General features: G+C 59.3%; 22 protein-coding genes, 1 other RNA gene and 1 pseudogene. 10 read left to right on the top strand and 14 right to left on the bottom strand.

What is annotated here, in order from left to right; genetic code table 11:
- Window positions 1-209 precede the first annotated feature (209 nt).
- Window positions 210-824 carry a TetR/AcrR family transcriptional regulator gene (locus RTCIAT899_RS11045; protein WP_015340315.1) on the bottom strand — a complete coding sequence of 205 codons (615 nt, stop codon included), beginning with the start codon at window positions 822-824 and terminating at the stop codon, window positions 210-212.
- A 147-nt stretch (window positions 825-971) separates the two neighbouring features.
- Between RTCIAT899_RS11045 and RTCIAT899_RS11040 the strand changes: the two genes are divergently transcribed.
- The gene (locus RTCIAT899_RS11040) at window positions 972-1,709 is read left to right on the top strand and encodes an SDR family oxidoreductase (protein ID WP_015340314.1); all 738 of its coding nucleotides are present in this window, start codon (window positions 972-974) and stop codon (window positions 1,707-1,709) included.
- A 130-nt stretch (window positions 1,710-1,839) separates the two neighbouring features.
- Here RTCIAT899_RS11040 and gstA read toward each other — a convergent pair whose 3' ends face one another.
- Window positions 1,840-2,475, bottom strand: a complete 636-nt coding sequence (gstA, locus tag RTCIAT899_RS11035) for a glutathione transferase GstA (protein WP_041677917.1) — start codon at window positions 2,473-2,475, stop codon at window positions 1,840-1,842.
- A 148-nt stretch (window positions 2,476-2,623) separates the two neighbouring features.
- Here gstA and RTCIAT899_RS11030 point away from each other — a divergent pair, with 148 nt between their 5' ends.
- The gene (locus RTCIAT899_RS11030; protein ID WP_015340312.1) at window positions 2,624-2,986 is read left to right on the top strand and encodes a winged helix-turn-helix transcriptional regulator; all 363 of its coding nucleotides are present in this window, start codon (window positions 2,624-2,626) and stop codon (window positions 2,984-2,986) included.
- On the opposite strand, the pseudogene RTCIAT899_RS11025 reads toward RTCIAT899_RS11030, so the two are convergent.
- Window positions 2,966-3,248 (bottom strand): annotated as a pseudogene (locus RTCIAT899_RS11025) (GIY-YIG nuclease family protein). The gene RTCIAT899_RS11030 and the pseudogene RTCIAT899_RS11025 overlap by 21 nt on opposite strands.
- A 372-nt stretch (window positions 3,249-3,620) precedes the next feature.
- A complete protein-coding gene (locus tag RTCIAT899_RS11020) occupies window positions 3,621-6,086 on the bottom strand; it encodes an ATP-dependent helicase (protein ID WP_041677916.1) in 2,466 nt (821 codons plus the stop codon).
- 564 nt (window positions 6,087-6,650) lie between these two features.
- Here RTCIAT899_RS11020 and RTCIAT899_RS11015 point away from each other — a divergent pair.
- The 3 genes from RTCIAT899_RS11015 to RTCIAT899_RS11010 all read left to right on the top strand — a co-directional run bounded on the left by RTCIAT899_RS11015 (window position 6,651) and on the right by RTCIAT899_RS11010 (window position 8,609).
- The gene (locus RTCIAT899_RS11015) at window positions 6,651-7,625 is read left to right on the top strand and encodes a flagellin N-terminal helical domain-containing protein (protein ID WP_041677535.1); all 975 of its coding nucleotides are present in this window, start codon (window positions 6,651-6,653) and stop codon (window positions 7,623-7,625) included.
- A gap of 30 nt (window positions 7,626-7,655) precedes the next feature.
- Complete coding sequence (locus RTCIAT899_RS33495; protein ID WP_154660795.1) at window positions 7,656-7,820, top strand: hypothetical protein; 165 nt, start codon at window positions 7,656-7,658, stop codon at window positions 7,818-7,820.
- Between the two features lie 120 nt (window positions 7,821-7,940).
- Window positions 7,941-8,609 carry a YiaD family glycine zipper/OmpA-like lipoprotein gene (locus RTCIAT899_RS11010; RefSeq protein ID WP_015340308.1) on the top strand — a complete coding sequence of 223 codons (669 nt, stop codon included), beginning with the start codon at window positions 7,941-7,943 and terminating at the stop codon, window positions 8,607-8,609.
- Between the two features lie 58 nt (window positions 8,610-8,667).
- Here RTCIAT899_RS11010 and RTCIAT899_RS11005 read toward each other — a convergent pair whose 3' ends face one another.
- Window positions 8,668-9,075, bottom strand: a complete 408-nt coding sequence (locus tag RTCIAT899_RS11005) for a DUF2000 family protein (protein ID WP_015340307.1) — start codon at window positions 9,073-9,075, stop codon at window positions 8,668-8,670.
- Window positions 9,076-9,089: 14 nt separating this feature from the next.
- Between RTCIAT899_RS11005 and RTCIAT899_RS11000 the strand changes: the two genes are divergently transcribed.
- Window positions 9,090-9,977 (top strand): AraC family transcriptional regulator, encoded by an 888-nt coding sequence (locus tag RTCIAT899_RS11000; protein ID WP_376766854.1) that lies wholly within the window; start codon window positions 9,090-9,092, stop codon window positions 9,975-9,977.
- Window positions 9,978-9,993: 16 nt separating this feature from the next.
- Here the strand turns inward: RTCIAT899_RS11000 and RTCIAT899_RS10995 are convergent, their stop codons facing one another.
- From RTCIAT899_RS10995 to RTCIAT899_RS10980, 4 genes are all read right to left on the bottom strand, one after another.
- On the bottom strand, window positions 9,994-10,719 hold the full coding sequence (locus RTCIAT899_RS10995; RefSeq protein ID WP_015340305.1) for an amino acid ABC transporter ATP-binding protein: 726 nt from the start codon (window positions 10,717-10,719) through the stop codon (window positions 9,994-9,996).
- A complete protein-coding gene (locus RTCIAT899_RS10990; RefSeq protein ID WP_015340304.1) occupies window positions 10,697-11,356 on the bottom strand; it encodes an amino acid ABC transporter permease in 660 nt (219 codons plus the stop codon). Before RTCIAT899_RS10990 ends, RTCIAT899_RS10995 begins: the two co-directional genes overlap by 23 nt.
- The gene (locus RTCIAT899_RS10985; RefSeq protein ID WP_015340303.1) at window positions 11,353-12,024 is read right to left on the bottom strand and encodes an amino acid ABC transporter permease; all 672 of its coding nucleotides are present in this window, start codon (window positions 12,022-12,024) and stop codon (window positions 11,353-11,355) included. The genes RTCIAT899_RS10990 and RTCIAT899_RS10985 overlap by 4 nt, the downstream gene beginning before the upstream one ends.
- Window positions 12,025-12,087: 63 nt before the next feature.
- Window positions 12,088-12,867, bottom strand: a complete 780-nt coding sequence (locus tag RTCIAT899_RS10980) for a transporter substrate-binding domain-containing protein (protein WP_184461912.1) — start codon at window positions 12,865-12,867, stop codon at window positions 12,088-12,090.
- 345 nt (window positions 12,868-13,212) lie between these two features.
- On the opposite strand from RTCIAT899_RS10980, the gene RTCIAT899_RS10975 reads away from it, so the two are divergent.
- Together RTCIAT899_RS10975 and RTCIAT899_RS10970 are read left to right on the top strand one after the other, a co-directional pair.
- A complete protein-coding gene (locus tag RTCIAT899_RS10975) occupies window positions 13,213-14,625 on the top strand; it encodes an FAD-binding oxidoreductase (protein ID WP_015340301.1) in 1,413 nt (470 codons plus the stop codon).
- Between the two features lie 244 nt (window positions 14,626-14,869).
- On the top strand, window positions 14,870-18,577 hold the full coding sequence (locus RTCIAT899_RS10970) for an AsmA family protein (RefSeq protein WP_015340300.1): 3,708 nt from the start codon (window positions 14,870-14,872) through the stop codon (window positions 18,575-18,577).
- A gap of 77 nt (window positions 18,578-18,654) precedes the next feature.
- On the opposite strand, the gene RTCIAT899_RS10965 is transcribed toward RTCIAT899_RS10970, so the two are convergent.
- The 4 genes from RTCIAT899_RS10965 to ssrA form a co-directional block, all read right to left on the bottom strand.
- Window positions 18,655-18,867 carry a ribbon-helix-helix domain-containing protein gene (locus RTCIAT899_RS10965; RefSeq protein ID WP_041677915.1) on the bottom strand — a complete coding sequence of 71 codons (213 nt, stop codon included), beginning with the start codon at window positions 18,865-18,867 and terminating at the stop codon, window positions 18,655-18,657.
- Window positions 18,868-18,971: 104 nt separating this feature from the next.
- A complete protein-coding gene (locus RTCIAT899_RS10960; RefSeq protein WP_015340298.1) occupies window positions 18,972-19,166 on the bottom strand; it encodes a DUF4169 family protein in 195 nt (64 codons plus the stop codon).
- 56 nt (window positions 19,167-19,222) lie between these two features.
- Window positions 19,223-19,735 carry an SspB family protein gene (locus RTCIAT899_RS10955; protein WP_041677914.1) on the bottom strand — a complete coding sequence of 171 codons (513 nt, stop codon included), beginning with the start codon at window positions 19,733-19,735 and terminating at the stop codon, window positions 19,223-19,225.
- 118 nt (window positions 19,736-19,853) lie between these two features.
- Window positions 19,854-20,224: a transfer-messenger RNA gene (ssrA, locus tag RTCIAT899_RS31915) on the bottom strand.
- A 183-nt stretch (window positions 20,225-20,407) separates the two neighbouring features.
- Here ssrA and RTCIAT899_RS10950 point away from each other — a divergent pair.
- Complete coding sequence (locus RTCIAT899_RS10950; protein WP_015340296.1) at window positions 20,408-21,328, top strand: thymidylate synthase; 921 nt, start codon at window positions 20,408-20,410, stop codon at window positions 21,326-21,328.
- Here the strand turns inward: RTCIAT899_RS10950 and RTCIAT899_RS10945 are convergent.
- On the bottom strand, window positions 21,325-21,852 hold the full coding sequence (locus RTCIAT899_RS10945) for a GNAT family N-acetyltransferase (RefSeq protein WP_015340295.1): 528 nt from the start codon (window positions 21,850-21,852) through the stop codon (window positions 21,325-21,327). The two genes, RTCIAT899_RS10950 and RTCIAT899_RS10945, sit on opposite strands and share 4 nt — an antisense overlap.
- 200 nt (window positions 21,853-22,052) lie before the next feature.
- On the opposite strand from RTCIAT899_RS10945, the gene RTCIAT899_RS10940 reads away from it, so the two are divergent.
- The gene (locus tag RTCIAT899_RS10940; RefSeq protein WP_015340294.1) at window positions 22,053-22,619 is read left to right on the top strand and encodes a helix-turn-helix domain-containing protein; all 567 of its coding nucleotides are present in this window, start codon (window positions 22,053-22,055) and stop codon (window positions 22,617-22,619) included.
- Window positions 22,620-22,684 lie beyond the last annotated feature (65 nt).

The following is a 22,684-nucleotide window of genomic DNA, read 5'->3' as shown; positions in this document are numbered from 1 at the left end:
AGAAGAACTGGCGGCGGCTTGCCGAGACACCCGCGGGAAACGCAGAATCCCGAAGCCGCTTCAATCGATATAATCGATTGGATTATCATTGGTAGCTTGCTAGGCATGCGGATTCTGCAATGCTGCAATGCAATCGCTTGCAAGGGTGGAATGTCTAGCCATGCCTTCCGGTTTTGGGGCGGCCTATTCGATTGGGGCCGCTGCCGACGTCAGTCGAGGCTGTGCAAATAGCCGAGAACGGCGCGTTTCACGCGCAGAGCCAGCTGGTTTTTATCCTTGTCGCCATGGTCCCCTGCGGCATCGACCATTCCCTTGATGATGGCGACCACGTCGCGGCTGGCCACTTCGATATCGGCCTGCGGCGGCAAATCCGGTCGCAGCAGGGTTGCGCGCGTGAGTTCGAAGAATCGCCATTTGACCGCTTCGGTGGCGGCATCGAGCGGCAGCCGCGCTTCCTCGAAATCGAGCAAGCGGGCAAGCGCCGGCCGGCGAAGCTGCTGTTCGACGCAAGGGAGGATGAGCGCCGACAAGGCCTCGCTGCCGGTGGGCTTGTCGGCGGCAATTTCCGCCTCTGCGACGAGGCGGGAAGTCTCGCGCAGGATCAAGGCTCCGATCAGCGCATCCTTGCGTGGAAAATACTGATAGAGCGAGCCGACGCTGACGCCGGCCTTCTCCGCGATGGCATTGGTGGAGAAGGCTTCATGGCCGCGCTCTTCCAAAATGCGAGCCGCAGCCTCCACGATCGCTTCGACCGTTGCGAGCGAGCGGGCTTGTCTTGGCGCTTTTCTCGGCGCGGCACGTCTGTGGAGCGGGCTTTCGGACATGTTCCTGGAATGCGAGTAGCGAAAAGCGAATTATCGCTCATATTACAGGCCGCGACCCAACGAAACAAGCATTTCAGCGAACATGCCAGGATTGAGTTCTCAGGCATGGTGGAGAGCGCTTGTGCGAACGACAAGGAGATTTGACGCATGTCCAAAGAAATTAGAACCGCGATCGTAACCGGCGCATCCAAAGGGATTGGTGCCGCCATTGCGAAGCAGCTTGCCGCCGACGGCTTTCAGATCGTCGTCAATTACGCATCGAGTTCCGAAGAGGCCGCCGATGTTGTCGCCGGTATCGCTGCGGCGGGTGGTCGCGCGATTGCGGTGCGTGCCGATGTCGCCGATGCCGCGGCCGTGACCGAATTGTTCGATCGCGCCGAAGCGGAGTTCGGAAAGGTCGACGTGCTCGTCAACAATGCCGGGATCAGCAAATTCTCGCCATTGGCCGAGGTTTCTGATGAGGATTTTCAGCAGCAGATCGCCGTCAACCTTACAGGCACCTTTAACGGAATGCGCGAAGGTGCAAAGCGGGTGTGCAATGGTGGCCGCATCATCAATCTCTCCACGAGCATTATCGGTCACTATTCCCCCGGCAACGGCGTCTATGCCGCGACGAAGGCGGCAGTAGAGGCAATGACGCATATTCTTGCCAAAGAGCTCGGTCCGCGCGGCGTCACCGTCAATGCAGTCGCGCCGGGGCCGATCGCGACCGAATTGCTGTTCAAGGGGCGGTCCGAGGCGCTGATCCAGCGGCTGATAAACGACATTCCGCTCGGACGCCTCGGGCTGCCTGAAGATATCGCCCAGATCGTATCGTTTCTGGCGGGGGCGCAGAGCGGCTGGGTCAACGGCCAGATCATCAGGGCAAACGGCGGACGCAACTGAGATCGTGCAGCGAGGCGAAGAAGCCTTTGCGGCGGAAAGATCGTCTCCTGCGAGAAATCGCGATACCGAGTGATGCTATCGCGAGACTGGAAGTGTCTCGCGATAGCTTTCCCGTCGCTTCGTTGCGGGCTCAGTCGAATGCCAATCCTTCCTCGGCGATGGACTTCCTAACGGCCTCCCGTTGCCTCATGCGGCCATACCAAGCCTCAAGATTGTGCAGCGCGTCGAAATGAATGCCGGCTTTGTAATAGGATTTCAGCCACGGAGCCTGACCCCATCCTGTCAGTGCAAACAGATAGGCATCGGCAACCGTGAATCTGTCGCCCATCAGGAAGGGACGATCGGCGAGATGCGCGTCGATCCATTGATATCGCTTTTCAAGCTTCGGTCTTGCGGTCTCGACATAGCTTCCCGCGAGCCGCGCATAGAGAAGCGGAATGAACCCCTTGTGGATTTCCGTCGACAGGAAACCGAGCATTTCCTGCAGCCTGTAGCGCTCCATCGTGCCGGCGGCCGGCGCCAGTTCAGCCTCGGGCTTCAGATCCGCCAGATATTGGACGATCGCCGGCCCTTCGCGCAGGAGGCTGCCGTCGCCGAGATCGAGCAGGGGGACATAGCCGTGCGGGTTGATGTCGTAGAAATCGAGTCCGGTTTCGGTCTTGTGGCTGGCGTGATCGACCTTGATCAGGTCCACGTCCAGGCCGAGTTCGTTGATAACGATATGGGGCGAGAGTGAGCAGCTTGCGGGCAGATAATAGAGCTTCACGAGGGTCTCCATGGGGTTTCCGGTGCCAACCTTCGATTGGAAGGGTTAGCGCTGAACCATGTAGTCCACCTGGTATGGAATCGTAAGAACGGAAAAGTTTGACATCTAGGTACAAAAATTATACCGCCATGCATACGAGGTATGCGCGATGAAAAACACCGTGACGGGTTGCTCCGTGGAAGAGGCGATGCACTTGCTGGGAGGCCGCTGGCGGCTGCTGATCGTGTCCTATCTGGTTGATGGACCCCAGCGTTTCAACGAACTGCGGCGATTGATGCCTGGCATTTCGCAAAGAATGTTGACGCTGGACCTGCGGGCGCTGGAGGAGGCGGGTCTTATCAAGCGGACGGTCTATCCGACGGTTCCCGTGAAGGTAGAATATTCGCTGACGGAGGATGGACGCCGCCTGGAAAAGGTGGTGGCCGTGGTCAAGGAATTTGGGCTGTGGCTGAAGGATCGCGATGCGAAGGCGCTTGGAGAGCGTGAGGCTTTACCAGAGTTCGTAATATAAATCCCGCCAATCCGGATTTGTCTTTTCAACCACTCTATCTTCCATGCCGATACCAACGTTTCAGGGATTTTTCCCTTTGTATGGCTGAAACGATGTCTGCGTGGTCTTCATACCAGACGAGCCGCGTGCATCCGTATTTCCAAGCGAAGCCAGGCGTCAGGCCTTCGCGATGTTCGTAGATGCGGCGCTCGAGATCGGCGGTGACACCGATGTACAGCGTGCCTCGCTTGTGATTGGTGATGATGTAGGTATATCCACCCATGCGTGTGGGATGAGCATAGGAATAACAGGCGTCAAGAGACTATTGGCAGGAGGCGAGCTGCTTCGCAAAGAATAGCGCTTGCGTTTGCCACCCTATCATACTCCATGCTCCGTCATCCTCGGGCTTGACCCGAGGATCCAAGTACAAGCCTTGATGTTTATGCAAATTAGATCGCTTTGCGTGGCGGCAGCGGCATCTACATTGCATGCTTGCTTGTGATTCAAAGAGTATGATGCATTCGATGGGAGCGCTTGTGCGTGGATCCTCGGGTCAAGCCCGAGGATGACGGCGTGTGTGGGTGGGAAGGAGATCCACAATCAGCCCCGACTGTTGATAGCTACCCTCTGGTCCCAAACCAGAGGCCTTGTCGTATCACACCCTCTCCACAAATCCATCCAACACCCTTTTCTGCCCGGCGCGGTCGAATTCGATCGTCAGCTTGTTGCCCTCGATTTCCGAGACGTTGCCGTTGCCGAATTTGATGTGGAAGACGCGGTCGCCGATGGCGAATTTGGAGGGTTCGGAGGAGGTGGATTTGGCCACCAGCTCGCCGTCGATGGTGCGCACCTTGGGGCCGCTTTCGCCGTAGCCGATGCGTTCGACGGCGTGGCCGGAGCGGCTGCCCCAGTTGTCGCGCGTCGCATCATTGCGGTTGGCTTGGGCGCGTTTCCAGCCGGGCGTGGAATAGGAATTGGCGAAAGGATCTGCCTTGTCGAAGCGGGACTGGCCGTAGCCGCCGCGGCCATATCCGCCATAGGATTGCTCGACTTCGGCGACCTGAACATGCATTTCCGGCAGTTCGTCGAGGAAGCGGGAGGGGATAGTCGATTGCCAGAGGCCGTGGATGCGGCGGTTGGAAACGAACCAGATGTGGCAGCGGCGCTTGGCGCGGGTGATGCCGACATAGGCGAGGCGGCGCTCTTCCTCGAGGCCGGCGCGACCGCTTTCGTCGAGCGAGCGCTGATGCGGAAACAGGCCTTCTTCCCAGCCGGGCAGGAACACGGTATCGAATTCCAGACCCTTGGCGGAGTGCAGCGTCATGATGGAGACGGCATCGAGATTTTCGTTCTGCTCGGCATCCATGACGAGGGCGACGTGCTCGAGGAATCCACGCATGGACTCGAAGCTGTCCATGGAGCGGATCAGTTCTTTCAGGTTTTCCAGGCGCCCCGGCGCTTCCGCCGATTTGTCGTTCTTCCACATGTCCGTATAGCCGGACTCTTCGAGGATCTGCTCGGCAAGCTCGGTATGCGGCGTGTTTTCGAGCAGACCCTGCCAGCGGCGGAAAGACTGCACGACGTCGAACAGCGCCTTGCGCGCCTTCGGCTTCATCTCGTCCGTCTCGATGATATCGGCTGCCGCCGCCAGCATCGGGATATCGCGCACACGGGCGTAGTCGTGCAGGGCGCGAACCGTGGTGTCGCCGAGGCCGCGCTTCGGCGTGTTGATGATGCGCTCGAAGGCGAGATCGTCGGCCGGTTGGCAGACGAGGCGGAAATAGGCCATGGCATCGCGGATTTCGAGGCGCTCGTAGAAGCGAGGGCCGCCGACGACGCGATAGTTCAAACCGAGCGTGACGAAGCGGTCTTCGAACTCGCGCATCTGGAAGGAGGCGCGCACGAGGATGGCGATGTCGTTGAGATTGTGCTTGTTGCGCTGCAGTTGCTCGATCTCTTCGCCGATCGCGCGTGCTTCCTCCTCGGAATCCCAGGAGGCATGCACCTGCACCTTGATGTCATCGGGGTCGGAGCGATCGGTGAACAGCGTCTTGCCGAGCCGGCCCTCATTATGGGCGATCAGATGCGCGGCGGCACCGAGAATGTGTTCGGTGGAGCGGTAGTTGCGTTCCAGCTTGATGACCTTGGCGCCCGGAAAATCCTTCTCGAAGCGCAGGATATTGTCGACCTCCGCGCCGCGCCAGCCATAGATCGACTGGTCGTCGTCGCCGACGCAACAGACATTCTGCGGCTCGCCCTTCTGCCGCTGCGCCAGCAGGCGAAGCCACATGTACTGTGCCGTGTTGGTGTCCTGATACTCGTCAACCAGGATATAGCGAAAGCGCTGGTGATAATCCTTGAGGATATCGGGATTCTGCCTGAATATATTGATCGGATGCAGCAGGAGATCGCCGAAGTCGCAGGCGTTCAGCGTCTTCAGGCGGTTCTGGTAGGCGGCATAGAGTTCGCGGCCCTTGCCGTTGGCAAAGGCGCGCGCGTCGCCTTCCGGAATATCGGCGGGGCTCAGGCCCTTGTTCTTCCAGGTATCGATCATGCCGGCAAACTGCTTGGCCGGCCAGCGCTTGTCGTCGAGCCCTTCGGCCTGGATCAGCTGCTTGATCAGGCGGATGACGTCGTCGGTATCGAGAATCGTGAAGCTGGAGGTGAGGCTCACCAGCTCGGCATGACGGCGCAACAGCTTGACACCGATCGAGTGGAAGGTGCCGAGCCAAGGCATGCCTTCGACCGCGCCGCCGACGAGCAGCGCGATGCGTTCCTTCATCTCACGGGCCGCCTTGTTGGTGAAAGTGACCGCGAGGATCTGGCTGGGGAAGGCGCGGTTGGTGGAGAGAATATGAGCGATGCGCGTCGTCAGCACGCGCGTCTTGCCGGTGCCGGCGCCCGCAAGCACCAGAACGGGGCCGTCGAGCGTTTCCACGGCTTCCGTCTGCTCGGCATTAAGGCCCGAGAGGTAATCTGGCCGGCGGCCGCTATCGCGTGCCGCCATGGCGCGGGCCGCGATGCCGCCGCCAATGCTGCCGGCAGCCGGCGCTGAACGGCGCGGCGCGGTGTGCTCCGGCTCCTCGTCAAAGAAGGGAATGTCGTCATGTCCAATGGTCATGCGGCCCAATGTAATGATTCTACCCCGAAAGGCAAAAGAAACGGGCCGAAATTAGAACAAAAAGTGCACATTCGCAGCTCTTGATGCGCGTTTTGCATCACGGAGCGGACATGCCGACAAGTCAGTAAAACGTGTCGTTGTCTCACCGAAGATTACAACTTCGTTTGTACCTAAAATGTGGTTTAGCAGTCGATTCATGGGAAGCAACGGCCACGTGAAAAGATGTCGACTCGACGCGGTACACGATGCTTGCCAACCGTCGCGCCGCGGAATAGCGACGAGCACGTCGGGGCTAAGCCAGTTATCACTCCCGCGCATAATTATGGTGAATTATGCGTTGTTCTTAGCGCATTCTTAAGCATGTTTGCTAATCATAGCGATATGTAACCGCCAGAGCGCAGGTGTTGTTTTTGCCTGGCTCTCCTGTTTGCCGATGCGATCGGCCCGCGCGCATGAGCGCCCGCGGCAAGGTTCCGATGTCTCCTTGTATGTGTTGCGTATTGTTGCGTTCGGAGTTCATGTGCCGTGAGTATTTTTTCGACCTTCATCAGGGTCAGTCCCTCTATGAATACAGCGCTGGAAGTGCTGAGGGACACCCAGGCCAAACTGGGGAATGCCGAACGACAGATGTCGTCGGGCCTGCGGGTTCAAACGGCCAGAGACAATGCTACCTACTGGAAAATCTCGACTTTGACGCATACCGACGTGGGTGCGATTTCGTCGGTTCAGGACGCGCTCGGTCTCGCCGCCTCGACCGTCAGCACGGCTTCCACGGGTGTCGGCAGCGCGATCGACGTCGTGACGGAGATCAGGACGAAGCTTGTCAGCGCCTATGAGACCAGCGTCGACAAGACGAAACTCAATGATGAGATTGCGCAGCTGAAACAGCAGCTGCGCAGCATCGGAGAGTCTGCGACCTTCAATGGCGTCAACTGGACGATGCTGCGGGATGGCGCCGATCCCACCGATCCGCACGAAGTGCCGGGTTCGCTGATCCGCGGCAGCAACGGGACGGTTTCGATCGGCATGTTGAGCTATGCAGGCGTGAGTTCGACGAGTGGCCCGATCACATCGGCCGATGCGCGTTATCTGATCGATGACCAGTCGAGCGGCTCCGGCGGATATGGCGTACTGACGTCGACGTCTTTCGCGACCGAGGCCGGGGCTGCAAGGAACTATGTGCTCGTCAGCACTCAGAACGGCAATACGAGCGGCCAGGTGGAGATCTCGCTCGATGCGAATACGACCCAAGGGGCTATCGCCGACATGGTCAACACAGTGACGGGAATGTTGAACCAGCTCAAGACGATCGGGTCCGCCTTCGGCTCCCTCGAATCGCGCATCAATCTCCAGACCGAGTTCGCCAAGAATTTGAGCGATTCTCTGACCAGCGGGGTCGGGAAGCTTGTCGATGCCGATATGGAGCAGCAATCGAGCAAGGTTCTGGCGCTGCAGGCTCAGCAGCAACTCGGGCTGCAATCGCTCTCGATCGCCAATGCCAGCTACAATACGGCCTTGCAGCTTTTTCAGAATCTCTGAGAGCCACCCAAAATCATAAGAGGCAGAGTTATGCGTATCCTCGTCGTGTCGGTGGCTTTAGCCGTTTTTTCGCTCGGCTGGAGCATTCGCGGCGCTCTCAGGGGCAGCGTCAACGCGATGGTGATATGGCTCGGCTTCGCGATGTTCTGGGGCATGATGGCTATTATGTATTCGATGGCTCGCGGGAGATATTGAAAGATTGCTGCCGAAGTTGCTCCCGTCCCCAAGATATAAGGGCGTCGTAGATTTCTCTTCACGATATTGCCGCAATGCTTCATATCTGCTGCGGCCATCGAACCGGAGAGCGATGATTCCATGATAAAGAGAATTGCCATTCTTGCCCTAGCGGCAGCATTTTTGAACGCATGCACGACCACCGATCCGTATACGGGTGAGCAGAAAGTTTCCAACACGGCCGGCGGTGCGGCGATCGGTGCCGGTGTCGGCGCGGTCGCCGGCCTTCTGATCGGCCATTCGCCGGCCTCGCGCCGCAATGCCGCGCTGATCGGCGCAGGCGTCGGTGCGCTCGCAGGTGCGGGCATCGGCAACTACATGGACCAGCAGGAATCCGAACTGCGTGCGCAGCTGCAGGGCACCGGCGTTTCGGTCACCCGCGTCGGCGACCGCATCATCCTCAACATGCCGTCGGCAATCACCTTCGACATCGACCAGGATGCGATCAAGCCGGAATTCTTCCCGACGCTCAATTCCGTCGCGATCGTTTTGCGCAAGTTCAACCGTACGCTGATCGACGTCAACGGCCATACGGATTCGACTGGCAGCCTGCAGCATAACCAGGATCTGTCCGAACGTCGCGCCGGATCGGTTGCCTCCTACCTCGGCAGCCAGGGTATCGACCAGCGCCGTATGTCGGCTATCGGCTTCGGTCCATCGCAGCCGGTTGCAACGAACGCAACGGAGGCCGGTCGCGCACAGAACCGCCGCGTCGAGATCCAGATCGCACCGATCACGCAGAACGGCTAAGCCTTTTCAACAAAGACGGCCGGGTCTCACGATCCGGCCGTTTGCTTTGCGCGTCCGATCACGCGTGCATGCTGGCGCCCTTAGTGATCTTGTCGACGATTTTCTTGTCCGCGCGCAAGGCGATGCCGACGACCTTGGCGTCCTCGGGCGCGAATTCGGAAAAGACGGCGCGGTTGGCCGTATCATGGCCGGTTGAAAACATTTCCTCGATGAAGATGGAAGACGTGACGCCACGCTCCAGCGAGCGGCGGTGGATGGCGGTAATGCTCTCCTTGTCGGCCGAGAGCACGATGATGGGCTGGATCGACAAAGCGTTGTAGACGTTGCCCGTGCGATCGCGATAGGCTTCGCCGATAATATCGGGATGTTGTCCGGCAATGCCTGTCGACAGGAAGGCCGTTACATTCAGCTTTTGCCAGGATTGAAGGTCGCTTCGCAGAACGATCGCGATTTTGGTATCGAACATCGATGGTCACTTTCATGCAGTCTGGAAATGGGACATTGCACGACGATGTAGCCGGACAGATATTCGAGGGTCTTGAACGTTTGTGCGTGACGCCGGAGAGCAATCGCATACTGTCCGCGCCTGCCTATCCGGGCATCGAACGCATCCAGGCGCAGTTTCGTGGCGATGCCTTCGAACTACACCGGCACGATACTTATGCGCTTGGCGTCACCATGCGCGGCGTGCAGACGTTCCGCTATCGCGGCGAACAGCGCTACAGCCTGCCCGGGCGGGTGATCATTCTTCATCCGGACGAACTGCATGACGGCGGGGCCGCGACCGAGGACGGCCTCGTATACCGGATGCTGTATCTGGAACCATCGGTACTGTTTCAATGCCTTGAGGCGGCGCGTGTCGGCCTGCCTTTCGTCGATGACCCCGTGGTGGAAGACAATCGTCTCGCCGGCTTGTTGCTGGCGGCGCTTGGTGAGCTCGATCGCGAGCTGGATGAGCTCTTCGTTGACGATTTCGTCTCGCGGCTCACCGACGGACTTGTCCAGCACGCCCGTTTGCCGCAACGGCCTTTGGGTAGCATTGCCTGGGGGCAGGTGAAGACTGCGCGGGACTATCTCGAGGCGCATGTCACGCGAGGTGTGCGCTCGCAGGAACTTGAGCGCATCACCGGTCTCGATCGCTTTGCGCTAGCGCGGCATTTCCGTGCCGCCTTTGCAACAAGCCCGCATCGGTTCCTGCTGATGCGCCGGCTGCAGCAGGCAAAGGCGATGATCGGCGCGGGAGAGCCGATCGCGGAAGTGGCCGCCGCAACCGGGTTTGCCGATCAGAGCCATCTCACCCGGCATTTCAAGAAGGCGTTCGGCGTTGCTCCAGGTGCCTGGAACACTATGGTCCAAAGAACCGTTTAGCCGAGCTTGCCGACCTTCAATGCAGGCCGAGGAACTGCTTGAGTTCAGGCGTTTGCGGGTTGGCAAAGACTTCGCCCGGCGGTCCGATTTCGTGCACGCGCCCCTGGTGCATGAAGACCACGCGCGAGCAGACGTCCCGGGCGAATTTCATCTCATGCGTCACCATCAGCAGCGTCATGCCTTCGCCGGCCAGTTCGCGCACGACAGCAAGAACTTCCGCCACCAGCTCCGGGTCCAGCGCGGAGGTGATTTCATCGCAGAGAAGCGCGATCGGCTGCATGGCGAGTGCTCTTGCGATGGCGACGCGCTGCTGCTGGCCGCCGGAGAGTTCATCCGGATAGGCGTCGAACTTGTGCCCGAGGCCGACGCGATCGAGCATGCGCCGCGCCATCGCCTCGGCTTCGGCCTTGGCGGTCTTCTTGACCACCATCTGCGAGAGCATGACGTTACGCCCCGCGCTCAGATGCGGAAAGAGATTGAATTGCTGGAAGATCATGCCAACCTTCAGCCGGAGCGCCTTCAGATGCAGGTCGTCAGGTAAAAGCTGTGCGCCGGCCACAGAAATCGAGCCGTCATTGATCGTCTCCAGCCCGTTGATGCAGCGCAGCAGTGTCGATTTTCCGGAGCCGCTCTTGCCGATGATAGCGATGACTTCGCCGGGCTCGACATCGAGGTTGATGCCCTTCAGGACTTCATTGGTGCCGAAGCTCTTGCGGACTTCAGTGATTTCGATGAGCGACATTGAGCTTCCTCTCCAGGATCTGGCTGCTCTTCGACAGCGGCCAGCACAGGGCGAAATAGATAAGCGCGACAAAGCCATAGACGGTGAACGGCTGAAAGGTCGCATTGGTGATGACGGTGCCGGCCTTCGATAGCTCGACGAAGCCGATGATGGAGGTCAGGGCGGTGCCCTTGACGACCTGCACCGAAAAACCGACCGTCGGCGGCACGGCGATGCGCAGCGCCTGCGGCAGGATGACGTAGCGCATCTGCTGCAGATAACCCATGCCGAGACTTGCCGATGCTTCCCATTGTCCCTTGGCGACGGCCTCGACGCAGCCGCGCCAGATTTCCGTCAAAAAGGCAGCCGACCAGAGGGTGAGTGCGACGCCGGCAGCCAGCCAGGCCGGCACGTCTATGCCGAAGAGCCCGAGGCCGAAGAAGGCGAGGAAGAGCTGCATCAGCAGCGGCGTGCCCTGGAACAGTTCGACGAAATATCTGACCGCGATGCGGCCGGCCTTGGCCTTGCCGATGCGCAGGAGCAGAAGGATTGCGCCGACGATGGCGCCGCCGGCGAAAGAGACGAGCGATAGTAATATCGTCCAGCGTGCGGCCAGAAGCAGGCCGCGCAGAATATCCCATGTGGTGAATTGGATCATTGGCGGACCCTGCGTGGAAAGATCAGCTTGCCCACTGCCGCAAGTGCCTGCCGAAGCAGGACCGCCAGCGCCAGGTATATCGCCGTGGATACGAAATAGGCCTCGAACGCACGGAACGAGCGCGACTGGATGAAGTTTGCCGCGAAGGTCAGGTCCTCGGCGGCGATCTGTGAGACGACGGAGGAGCCGAGCATGACGATGACGACCTGAGAGGACAGTGCCGGCCAGATGCGCTGCAGGGACGGAACGAGGACGACATGCCGGAAGGTCTCGAACCGGGTCATGGCAAGGCTGGCGCCGGCTTCGAACTGGCCGCGCGGCGTTGCCTGTATGCCGGCGCGGATGATCTCGCAGCTATAGGCTCCGAGATTGATGATCATGGCGAGATTGGCTGCGGTCATCTCGTTCATCTGAACGCCAATGCCGGGCAGGCCAAAGAAAATGAAGAAGAGCTGGATCAGAAACGGCGTATTGCGGATGAGCTCGACATAGGCAGCCACAAAGGGTTTGAGCCAGCTCGGGCCAAGTGCGCGAGCCCAGGCGCAGGCAATTCCGAGGATAATGCCTAGCACGGCGCCGATAAGGGTCAGCTCCACCGTGACGAGAACGCCCTTGATCAGCGTGGGATAGTATTCGGCAAGCCAGCCGAAATCGAAGTGATAGCGCATGGGAGAAAGCCTCGCTGAGACCGATCACGCCGCCGAATGACGGCGCAATCAGTCCTGCGTTGATCAGAAGCCGGCCGGCAGGTCGGCGCCCAGCCACTTCTGCGACATCTTATTCAGTGTCCCGTCCGCCTTGGCGGCGGCAATGATGTCATTGACCTTCTTCTGCAATGCCTGCTCGTTCTTGTTCAGGCCGATGAAGCAGGGGGAGTTGGTGATGAGGAATTTCATCTCGGGCTTCTTCGGCGGATTTCTGGCAAGAATGGCCGCCGCGACGACATTGCCGGTTGCAACCAGCTGAACCTGTCCGGACAGGAAGGCGGAGATGGTGCCGTTATTGTCCTCGTAGCGCTTGATCGTCGCATCTTGCGGCGCGACCTTGGTCAGGGCGAGATCCTCGATCGCGCCGCGGGTGACGCCGATCGTCTTGCCGGAAAGGTCTTCCGGCTTCGTGGCCGCGACATCGCCGGGACCGAAGACGCCGTTGAAGAAGGGCGCGTAGGGGTCGGAGAAATCGATGACCTTTTCGCGATCGGGGTTCTTGCCGAGGCTTGAGATCACCAGATCAACCTTGTTGGTCTGCAGATAGGGAATGCGGTTGGCACTGGTGACGGGAACAAGCTCAGTTTTCACGCCGAGTTTTTCGCCGATCAGATTGGCGATGTCGATGTCATAGCCCATGGGTGCCATGTCCGTGCCGACACTGCCGAAGGGCGGAAAGTCCTGCGGAACGGCGACGCGCAGCGTGCCGCGCGAGGTTATGTCGCTCAGAGCATCCGCCCGAGCTGCGCCAGGGGCGGAAACTGACCCCATCGCCAGCATCGCGATACCGAGTGCCATGAGCATTTGTCTGCGCTTCATCGAATGTCCTTCCAATCGTGGCTGTATGAAAACTGAAAGGCGAAACGCAAGACATATGCCAGTCGACGGAAGACTGCCTCGCGGTGTCATGGTATGGATGAAAATGATTGGTCGGTGATCGTTGAAGCGATGGATTGCTTAAAATATAGGCAAAATTCTGCCGCGATGCTTTTTCCGGCCAGCCGATCGTCGCACCTTTGATCAATCGCACAAAACTTGAACTTATGCGCGATAGCGGCTCACTTTCATCACTGGACAGCCCCGCCTCAAATGCCCCATAGAACCGAGAGGGGTTAACGCCCTGGACGACCGCGACGGGAGATTCGGACTATGGTTTTGGCTGATGCAAAGGCGGGAACACGCAACGAGGCCGGCATATCCGCCGTTCTCGGCATTCTGAAGCAGGCCTTTGGTGAACGTTTCCAGACGGGCGAAAGTTTTCGTGCCCAGCACGCCCACACCACCACTTATATCCCATCGCAGCTACCGGACGGCGTTGTCTTTGCCGAAACGAGCGAGGACGTGCGGACTGTCGTGAAGGCATGTGCCGAACATAAGGTTCCGGTCATTCCCTTCGGGACGGGATCTTCGCTGGAGGGACAGGTGAATGCGCCGCAGGGCGGCATTTCCATCGATTTCAGCCGCATGAACCGCATTCTCGAAATCAATGCCGAAGATCTGGATTGTACGGTCGAGCCAGGCGTCACCCGCGAGCAGCTTAATACCTACCTGCGCGACACGGGCCTGTTCTTCCCCATCGATCCCGGCGCTAACGCTTCGATCGGCGGCATGGCATCGACGCGCGCATCGGGTACCAACGCCGTGCGCTATGGCACGATGAAGGACAATGTTCTGTCCGTGACCGTGGTGACTGCCAATGGCGAGGAAATCCGCACCGCCCGCCGCGCCAAGAAATCATCAGCCGGTTACGATCTGACGCGGCTTTTCGTTGGCGCCGAAGGCACGCTCGGCGTGCTGACCTCGGTCACGCTGCGCCTTCAGGGTATTCCGCAGAAGATCGCCGGCGGCGCCTGCGCTTTTCCGGACATCAAGGCGGCTTGCGATGCCGTCATCATGACCATCCAGATGGGCGTTCCCGTCGCGCGTATCGAGTTGCTCGATGCCATGCAGATGCGGGCCTGCAACCGCTATTCCGGCCTGACCTATGACGAGAAGCCGACGCTTTTCCTTGAATTCCACGGCACCGACGAGACGGTAGCGCTGCAGTCGGAGCAATTTGCCGAGATCGCGGCGGAATGCGGTGGCGGCGAATTCCTTTGGACAAGCAATGCCGAAGAGCGCAACAAGCTCTGGAAGGCTCGCCATGACGCCTATTGGGCCTGCCGCGCGCTGGCACCGGAGTTGGCTGCGCTATCGACAGATGTCTGCGTGCCGATCTCACGCCTTGCCGAATGCGTAGCGGAAACCCAGGCCGATATCGAGGCGCATGGTCTGCTGGCACCGATCGTCGGCCATGCCGGCGACGGTAATTTCCATGTGCTCGTCCTGTTTGACGACAGGACCCCTGAAGGGATCGCTGTCGTCGAGGAATTCGTCGCGCGCCTCAACGCGCGTGCGCTCGCCATGGATGGCACATGCACAGGCGAGCACGGCATAGGGCAGGGGAAGATGGCGTTTCTGGAGCAGGAGCTCGGCGATGCCGTCGATCTGATGCGTCAAATCAAGGAGTCGCTTGATCCGGATGCCATTTTCAATCCAGGGAAGATATTCCGCAGGCACTGAAAGATGGAATATTTTCATGATCTTGGCTTGCTACGCGTGCGAATGGCGCTAGGCTGCATCGGCGTTCTTCCGGTTTTTGCCATAAAAAGCCACTACACGCGCTAGAGGAGGCATGCCTCTTAAAAAGAGCTGCTGTGACAGGCGGAGATCGGGTAGAACCGTACATAGACTAAATTATGCCGTGTATGCGCTCTGACAAGCGACGCCTGCATACGTTGGGAATGAAGATTGGAGACGATACGCGTTGTTAGGTAGGGTCCTGGTTTTTCTGGGTGGATTGCTTGTGGTGGTGCTGTTCCTGGCGCTGCTCGCTCCGCTCTTCATAGACTGGACCGATTTTCGCAAGAACTTCGAGGATCAGGCGAGCCGCATCATCGGCAAGAAGGTGACCGTTCACGGCACCGTGGATGCCCGGCTCCTGCCGTTCCCGTCGGTGACGCTGCACGATGTCCGCGTCGGCCAGGAGGCTGATGGAACGCCACTCGTGCAGGTGGCCGAATTCTCCATGGATGCGGAACTTGCGCCTTTCCTTTCCGGCGAGGCGCTGATCTTCGATATGCGGGTGTCCAAGCCCAAGGTGCGGCTGCGGCTGCTGAAGGACGGCACGCTCGACTGGATGCGCGGTAGCCAGCCGGAAATTCCCGCAAAGTCCGTCGTGCTCGAAAGCGTTCACGTAGAAGACGGCGATATTCTCTTCATCGACGAGCAAACGGGCAGGACCCGGCATGTCACGGGCCTGAATGCCCAGATGTCGGCGCGATCGCTTGCCGGCCCTTGGCGTATCGAGGGTGATGCGGCCCTCGACAACGAGCATGGCAATTTCACGGTTTCCAGCAGCCAGCCTGACGACAACGGCGTCCTGCGCGTCCGCACCCGGCTGATGCCGGACCGCCATCCGCTTAATGTCGATCTCGATGGCGAACTTAAACTCGTCAACAGCAAGCCCGATTACATGGGCTCCTTCACGGCCGGGGTCAATGACAAGCAGACGCGCGATTCTGCCGATCAGAAGGCGCAGCCCCGCATCAAGGGCCGTTTCGAGCTGACGAATGACCGTATTCGCATTCCGGAATATCGCCTTGAAGTCGGTGCCGATGACGATCCTTATGTCGTCACAGGCGAGGCGACGCTGGATACAGGTTCGAAGCCGGAATTCCTGCTGACGGCCGATGGCCAGCAGATCGACGTCAACCGCCTCGGCAACAACAAGGGCACCAACGGCAAGACCAATCGCAACCCGGCAATCTCGGCGCGTCAGCGCCTCAACAATCTGATTGCGATTGCGGCCGAGATCCCGGTGCCACAGGTTCCGGGCAAGGCGACCTTCCGGCTGCCGGCGATCGTGGCGGGTGACACGACCATACGCGACGTGCAGCTCGATCTCGAACCGGCGGGAACAGGATGGAAGATCGATCATGCGATCGGCACGATGCCCGGCCGCACACAGGTCGAAGCGCGCGGCAATCTCATGCTGCGGGACGAGCCCAACTTCATCGGGAATCTGGTCGTTGCGTCCAACCAGCCGTCGGGATTGGCCTCGTGGCTTGTCGGGTCCGTCGATCCGGCGATACGCCAGCTGCGTCAGGCCGGCTTCTCTGCCGATGTCAGCCTGAAGCATGACGAGCAGCGCTTCGAAAATCTCGAGATCGCAATTGGTCCGGCCACGCTGAAAGGCCGGATCGATCGCCAGAGCGGGACGGACAAGACACCGCCAAAGCTTGCAGTCGATCTCACCGGCGATGCTCTCGACCTTGACGCGCTGAGGGCACTAACCGGGCTCTTTACAGGCCAGGATACCGAGGAATCCCTCTTCGATCATCGGATCACGGCGCATCTGCAGGCCGGAAAATTCATGGCCTTCGGTGTGCCGGCCGATAATCTCGATACGTCCTTCTCCATTGCCGACGGCGCTCTGACGATCGACAAGCTTTCGGTGCACAATGTCGCTGGCGCCGAAATCACCGCAACGGGCCGCGCCGACGGCACGCCATCCGACTACAAGGGATCGGGCGAGATCACCTTCAAGGCCGCCGATCCCGGGCCGTTTTTCGAAATGCTGCGCCAGCATTTGCCGCACCATCCCGTCATGGACCGGTTGGTGCGCAACGCCGCCTGGTATGGAAACACGGCTCTTCGCGGGGCGGTGACGCTCGGCGGGGATCAGGACAACGCGCTGACGGTGACGCTTGCCGGCGTTTCCAACGGCAGCCGCGTCAATTTCGATTATCGCATGTCCGATCTTTCAGCGTTCAAGGGCAAGGGCACCACGACGCTCGAGGGAACGCTGGAAAATTCGGTGACGTCGATCCTGTTCGGCCAGGCGGGTCTCGATCCGTTGCCTGTTGAAGCCGATGCCAATGGTCGTCTGACGCTGAAAGTGTCGGCAAGCGGCACCGATCCGGCGGATGCCGCGCTCACCTTTGCGACCGACAAGACATCGTTTACTGCAAACGGCAAAGTGGATGTCCGTCCAGCTACCTTCCTCAACGGCAACATAGCGCTGTCGTTCGAAAGCGCTGACATCGATCCCTATTTCGTGATGAACGGCATCGGTATTCCGCAGATGGGCGCCGGTTTGCCGGTGAAGTTCCAGGCCAATGCCGCATTGAACCCGGACAAGATCGTATTTTCGGATATGAAGGGGCTTTTTGCCGACAACAACATGTCCGGCACGCTGACCGTCGATCGGAAGGCGCCGAATCTAAAGGCCTCGGGTGAATTGTCGCTCGACAAGGTGGATCTCGACTGGCTGGCGGAAGCCATCTACGGGCCGATGAGCGATCCGAAAACAGGTGCGCTCAACAAGGATAAGCTCGGCCTTCCAGCCTTCAGCGGCATGGACATCGGCGTCAAACTCTCCGCGAAGCAGGTATGGCCTGGTCTGTTCGGTCCCATTTCGAATTTCACCGCCAATGCAGCTTACAGGGGCGAGGAGTTACGGCTGAATGATCTGACGGGTGGCTGGAATGGCGGTACGCTGACAGGGAGCGCGATGTTCGCTAATTCGGATGGCACCGGCCTGCTGCAGACGAAGCTCAGCCTCGCCAATGGCGATCTTGCGGCCGTTGCCTGGCAGCGCGATGGAGCGCCGCTTGCGACCGGCCGCTTCGGCCTTGCGATGAATGCCGAAGCGAGCGGCAAGAGCATTGCCGACCTTGCCGCCAATGCCAGCGGTTCGGGTGAAATGAAGCTCGGCGAGACGCATGTGCGTGGCCTCAATCTCTCTGTCATGCCGCCGCTCCTCTCGGCGACGGATCAGATTCAGGGCGATATCACCGCCGCCAAGGTGCTGCCGATCGTGCAGACGCTGTTGAACAATGGCGAAGCGGTCCTGCCGGCGACCAGCATCCCTTTCAACATTTCCGCCGGTGTGGTGCGAGCGACCAATATTGTCGCCAGCAACGATCTGGCAAAGCTTTCGGGCAATGCCGAAATCAGCCTGCCGGATGAGCGCATGCGCGGCTCACTCGGTATCGCCTTCAAGGCCGGTGCCGAAGCGCAGAGCGGGGCGGAGCCGGCCCTACGCCTCGATTTCGCCGGACCGCTCTCCGCACCTGGCCGGACGATGGATATCACGGACGTCACCAGCTTCCTGTCTGTCCGGGCATTCGAGCGCGAGCGCCGTCGGGTGGAGCGCTTGCAGGCCAATGTGCTTGAAAAGCAGCGGCTGCGGCGTGAGGTGGCGCTGTACAAGTATGTTGCAGGCGTGCGCGAGGCTCAGCGCCAGCGCGATGCCGCCGTCGAGCTGCAGCGCCGTGCAGAAGAGGAACGGTTACGCAATCTGGCTCAGCAGGCGGCCGCTCAGAAGCAGGCGGATGAAGAGGCGCGCGCCAAGCAGGCAGCGGAGGAGGCAGCCAAGGCCAAGGCGGCTGCCGACGCGCGAGCCAAGGCCGAAACCCAACATCCGACGACACCTTTGAATTTCAACGAACTGCCGGGAGTTGCCCAGTAAACCGGAAGGTTGTGGATTGATCCACATCTGGTAGGTGAAGCGCGCTCACGACATCGTCTTGAGCTCTCTGCGACTATTCAGTTGCGATCCTTCAGCCATTTAAGGACATAGAGGCGGAGCGCAGAGGAGAGATTGCTGCCGGCTTCGCGGCCGTCGTCGATCTCGGAGATCAGTGCTGCGAGCGACGTGCCGCGCGCGTTGGCGATCGCCTTCAGTTCTGTCCAGAAGGCATCCTCAAGGGAAAAGCTCGTGCGATGGCCATGCAGCGTCGCGGAATGTTTACGGATCATCGGCGGATCGATCAAAAATCGGAAATGGCGGGATATTTCTGAAAGTGATTCAAAATGCGGAAGTAAGCAACTGATTTCTGAAGTTTTTTATCTCAGAACCTAAATTAGTCTTCGGTCTTCTTGGTTTCGATTCGGCCGGCCTCATGCGCCTTTGCGGCCTTTTCGTTAAGCGTCGTCGTCAGCTTCTTCTCAGCCTTGGTCCGTCCGAAGGCGATGCGGTTCTGCTCAGCCTGCGTTTCCTTATCCGAGCGGGCCTGCTTCTTGCGAAACTGGCGCAGATTGACGATTTCGGCGCTCATGAATCTCTTTCCGTTGCCGACATGAAAAAGGGAAGCGGATGCTTCCCCTGCAATGGCTACTGCTTCTTGCGGAATGCGTCGAGAGAGACAACCGATCCCGGCTTCTTTTCCTCGCCTTCCTTGGCTGCAGCCGCAGGCGCTTCCTCGCCTTCGACCGGCACCGGATAGGCCGTGATTTCGCCGGAGGAGGTCTCTTCTTCTTCGTCGGCCAGCGGCACGTCGAATTCCAGCTCGAAATTGACTGAAGGGTCGTAGAATCCGCGGATGGCGTTGAAGGGGACGACCAGCTTTTCCGGAACGTCAGAGAAGGAGAGGCCGATCTCGAATTGGCTTTCCGTGATCTTCAGATCCCAGAACTGGTGCTGGATGACGATGGTCATCTGTTCGGGATATTTCGCCTTCAGGTGCTGCGAAATGCGCACGCCCGGGGCGCCGGTCAAAAAGGTGATGAAGAAATGGTGGTCACCGGGCAGGCGGCCTGTAGCGCCGACCTCGGTCAGCACCTTGCGGATTACTCCCCGCAGGGCGTCCTGTGCCAAAATGTCGTAGCGGATATGATCCTGCCCCATGCTTTCCTGTCTTTCGTTGGCCATGCTTTTTATAGGCTTATGCCACGCTGAGCGCCGCCGGAAAAGCCCTATGCGCGAGTCACCGCGTGTCGATCCATAATATAGCACTGGAGAAGAAGGTGAAGGCTTCTGTTGCCAGGTGCCTTCGGACCCCGCCTAAGAGTGCGACCCCTTAGGACTTTATTTGAAGTGTCACACCGCGATTAAGCAGCGAGACGAGCTTCCGCATAGTTGTCGTTTGCAACTACAATTTTAGCCCGATAACGGCGGTACAATGCCGAGCGAAAAGTCGATCTTTACACCCTTGTCGATCCTGTTTCGCCCCCATCAAAAGCCGGTCTGTCGCAAGTTCTGCCGGCCGGTTTTTGGTGGAGGCGCCGGGTACCGCCCCCGGGTCCAATAGGTTTATTACACCGCTCATTTATCGCCATAGCCGGCCCGAAGACCGGCAAGGGTGATATAGTGTTTTCCGCGAGCGAAGGGAAGGGCAATTGTCATAAATGCTTCGCGGAAACATCGGTTTGTCCGCAAGGCCGTGAGGTTTGCCTGAATTACGCTTGGCCGCGGTTGGTTTCCCGGCGGCTTGTCATTAGAATTACAAAAAGGGAATCGGCAGGCTGTCGCTCAGGCAAGCCTTATGGCCGGAAAATTCAAGCGATTTCGGAGCGGAAGATGGCTCGTCACCCAGAGTACCAATATCTCGACCTGATGGCGCATCTGCTCGAGCACGGCGATCGCCGTATCGATCGCACCGGCGTCGGCACCTTGAGTGGTCTCGGCGCGATGATGCGCTTCGATCTCTCAAGGGGGCAGATCCCGATCTTCACAACGAAGCGGGTCTATTGGAAACTCGCCGTCAAGGAGATGCTCTGGTTCCTGACGGGCGACACCAACATCCGCAATCTCCTGAAGGAAAATGTGCGGATCTGGACCGACTGGCCGCTGGCGAAATATCGCAAGGCGACGGGGGAAGAGATCGATCAGGTCGCTTTTGAAAAGCGCATTCTGGAGGACGAGGCCTTTGCTCTGCAATGGGGCGATCTCGGCCCGGTTTATGGCAAGCAGTGGCGGCAATGGCGCGATGCCGAAGGCCGCGTGCATGACCAGCTCGCCGCTGTTATCAAGGATCTCAAGGCCAATCCCGGCAGCCGCCGCATGATCTTCCACGCGTGGAATGTCGGCGAGCTCGCCGATATGGCGTTGCCTCCCTGCCATATGGTTTACCAGTTTCACGTATCGAATATCTCGGCCGAAGGGGGCAAGCGCCCACGTCTCAGCCTGATGGTCTTCCAGCGCTCATGCGACCTGTTCCTCGGCAATCCCTTCAACATCTGCCAGCAGGCGGTTTTGCTCGCCATGGTCGCACAACAGGTCGATATGGATATGGGCGAGCTGGTCTGGTCGGGTGGTGACGTCCACCTCTATCTCAACCATCTTGATGCCATCCGCGAGCAGCTCGGCCGGGAGCCGAAGCCGTTCCCGACCTTGCGTCTGCTACGCCGACCCGACAGTATCGACGATTATCGTATCGAGGATTTCGAGGTTCTCGAATATGAGCCGCATGCGGCGATCGCGGCCGAAGTCGCGGTTTAGGCTGTCGGCTTGGCGTCGGGATCGGTGCGCTGATCGAGGAGTAGTTGCAGGAAGGCGAGATCGAGCCATCGCCCGAACTTCGTGCCGACCTGCGGAAGAAGACCGACCTGCTGGAAGCCGAGCTTTTCATGCAGCCGGATCGAGGCCTCGTTGCCTGCCTCGATGCCTGCGACCATCGCATGCTTGCCGATCGCCCGGGCGCGCTCGATCAGTTCGATCATCAGCGCCTTGCCGATGCCGCCGCGATATTGATCGTTTCGTACATAGACGGAGTGTTCGACCGTGTGCCGATAGCCGTCAAAGGCGCGCCAGTCGCCGAACGAGGCGTAACCGATGACGTCGTTATGATCGTCGGTTGCCACGAGCACCGGATAGCCGAGCTTGTGCCGGTCCTGGAGCCATTGCCTGCGATTGGCGATATCAACCTGTGTCTCATTCCAGATTGCGGCGGTATTGGCGACGGCGTCGTTATAGATCGCGGTTATTCCCGCGAGATCCTCGTCTCTCGCATCGCGAATTTGCATCGGTCGCTCCGTAGACACCATCCATCAGATTGGATGATCGTATCGTTTGTTCCTCATGCTGTCATACACCGATTTCGACGCCTGTCTACTATGTTATTACATGGCTGCATAAGAGGTCAAACTCAGCTACGCAATAATTCAGATTTTCTAGCGATGTACGTGGATTGTTACCCCGGTGAAAGTCCACTATAGTAAAATGTATGTCTCAACTTGATGATATCGACAGCCGCATCGGCGCGCGCATTCGCGTTGAACGGGAAAGCCGCGGCTGGTCGCTGACAGAGTTGGCCGAACGCTCGGCCGTTTCCCGGGCCATGATCCACAAGATCGAGCGCGGCGAGAGCAGCCCGACTGCGACGCTACTCGGTAAGCTTTCCGGTGCCTTCAGCTTGAGCATGTCGACCCTGATGGCGCGTGCGGAGATGCAGCAGGGTCGGTTTCTCCGGAGGCAAGAGCAGCCCGTCTGGGTCGATCCGCAGACCGGCTATGAGCGCCGGCACGTTTCCCCGAAGTCGGAGCTGCCGCTCGATCTCGTCCGCATCGAATTGCCTGCGGGGGCGGAGGTTCCGATGCCCGCATCGGCTTATGCCTTCGTGCGGCAGCTCATCTGGGTGCTGGAGGGACGCCTGACTTTTTTCGAGGGAGATACGAAGCACTCGATGTCGCCGGGCGATTGCCTCGAACTCGGTCCGCCGACGGATTGCGTTTTCAAGAATGAAAGCGGAGAGCCCTGTATCTATGCCGTCCTCGTGCTTCGCAACGCTTGACGGCCCCTGCTAAACTTAGTGTTACCGCAAGGCATTGCGCTCGTCCGGTCGGACGATAGGCGATA

It is taken from the genome of Rhizobium tropici CIAT 899 (assembly GCF_000330885.1).
Lineage (GTDB): Bacteria > Pseudomonadota > Alphaproteobacteria > Rhizobiales > Rhizobiaceae > Rhizobium > Rhizobium tropici.
This window is presented reverse-complemented; position numbering and strand designations above follow the sequence as displayed.

Excerpts from the sequence above, each read along its gene's own strand:
- RTCIAT899_RS11045 (WP_015340315.1), bottom strand. The coding sequence starts at position 824 with ATGTCCGAAAGCCCGCTCCACAGACGTGCCGCGCCGAGAAAAGCGCCA.
- RTCIAT899_RS11040 (WP_015340314.1), top strand. The coding sequence starts at position 972 with ATGTCCAAAGAAATTAGAACCGCGATCGTAACCGGCGCATCCAAAGGG.
- RTCIAT899_RS11030 (WP_015340312.1), top strand. The coding sequence starts at position 2,624 with ATGAAAAACACCGTGACGGGTTGCTCCGTGGAAGAGGCGATGCACTTG.
- RTCIAT899_RS11020 (WP_041677916.1), bottom strand. The coding sequence starts at position 6,086 with ATGACCATTGGACATGACGACATTCCCTTCTTTGACGAGGAGCCGGAG.
- RTCIAT899_RS11015 (WP_041677535.1), top strand. The coding sequence starts at position 6,651 with ATGAATACAGCGCTGGAAGTGCTGAGGGACACCCAGGCCAAACTGGGG.
- RTCIAT899_RS33495 (WP_154660795.1), top strand. The coding sequence starts at position 7,656 with ATGCGTATCCTCGTCGTGTCGGTGGCTTTAGCCGTTTTTTCGCTCGGC.
- RTCIAT899_RS11010 (WP_015340308.1), top strand. The coding sequence starts at position 7,941 with ATGATAAAGAGAATTGCCATTCTTGCCCTAGCGGCAGCATTTTTGAAC.
- RTCIAT899_RS11005 (WP_015340307.1), bottom strand. The coding sequence starts at position 9,075 with ATGTTCGATACCAAAATCGCGATCGTTCTGCGAAGCGACCTTCAATCC.
- RTCIAT899_RS11000 (WP_376766854.1), top strand. The coding sequence starts at position 9,090 with ATGCAGTCTGGAAATGGGACATTGCACGACGATGTAGCCGGACAGATA.
- RTCIAT899_RS10995 (WP_015340305.1), bottom strand. The coding sequence starts at position 10,719 with ATGTCGCTCATCGAAATCACTGAAGTCCGCAAGAGCTTCGGCACCAAT.
- RTCIAT899_RS10990 (WP_015340304.1), bottom strand. The coding sequence starts at position 11,356 with ATGATCCAATTCACCACATGGGATATTCTGCGCGGCCTGCTTCTGGCC.
- RTCIAT899_RS10985 (WP_015340303.1), bottom strand. The coding sequence starts at position 12,024 with ATGCGCTATCACTTCGATTTCGGCTGGCTTGCCGAATACTATCCCACG.
- RTCIAT899_RS10980 (WP_184461912.1), bottom strand. The coding sequence starts at position 12,867 with ATGCTCATGGCACTCGGTATCGCGATGCTGGCGATGGGGTCAGTTTCC.
- RTCIAT899_RS10975 (WP_015340301.1), top strand. The coding sequence starts at position 13,213 with ATGGTTTTGGCTGATGCAAAGGCGGGAACACGCAACGAGGCCGGCATA.
- RTCIAT899_RS10965 (WP_041677915.1), bottom strand. The coding sequence starts at position 18,867 with ATGATCCGTAAACATTCCGCGACGCTGCATGGCCATCGCACGAGCTTT.
- RTCIAT899_RS10960 (WP_015340298.1), bottom strand. The coding sequence starts at position 19,166 with ATGAGCGCCGAAATCGTCAATCTGCGCCAGTTTCGCAAGAAGCAGGCC.
- RTCIAT899_RS10955 (WP_041677914.1), bottom strand. The coding sequence starts at position 19,735 with ATGGGGCAGGATCATATCCGCTACGACATTTTGGCACAGGACGCCCTG.
- RTCIAT899_RS10950 (WP_015340296.1), top strand. The coding sequence starts at position 20,408 with ATGGCTCGTCACCCAGAGTACCAATATCTCGACCTGATGGCGCATCTG.
- RTCIAT899_RS10945 (WP_015340295.1), bottom strand. The coding sequence starts at position 21,852 with ATGCAAATTCGCGATGCGAGAGACGAGGATCTCGCGGGAATAACCGCG.
- RTCIAT899_RS10940 (WP_015340294.1), top strand. The coding sequence starts at position 22,053 with ATGTCTCAACTTGATGATATCGACAGCCGCATCGGCGCGCGCATTCGC.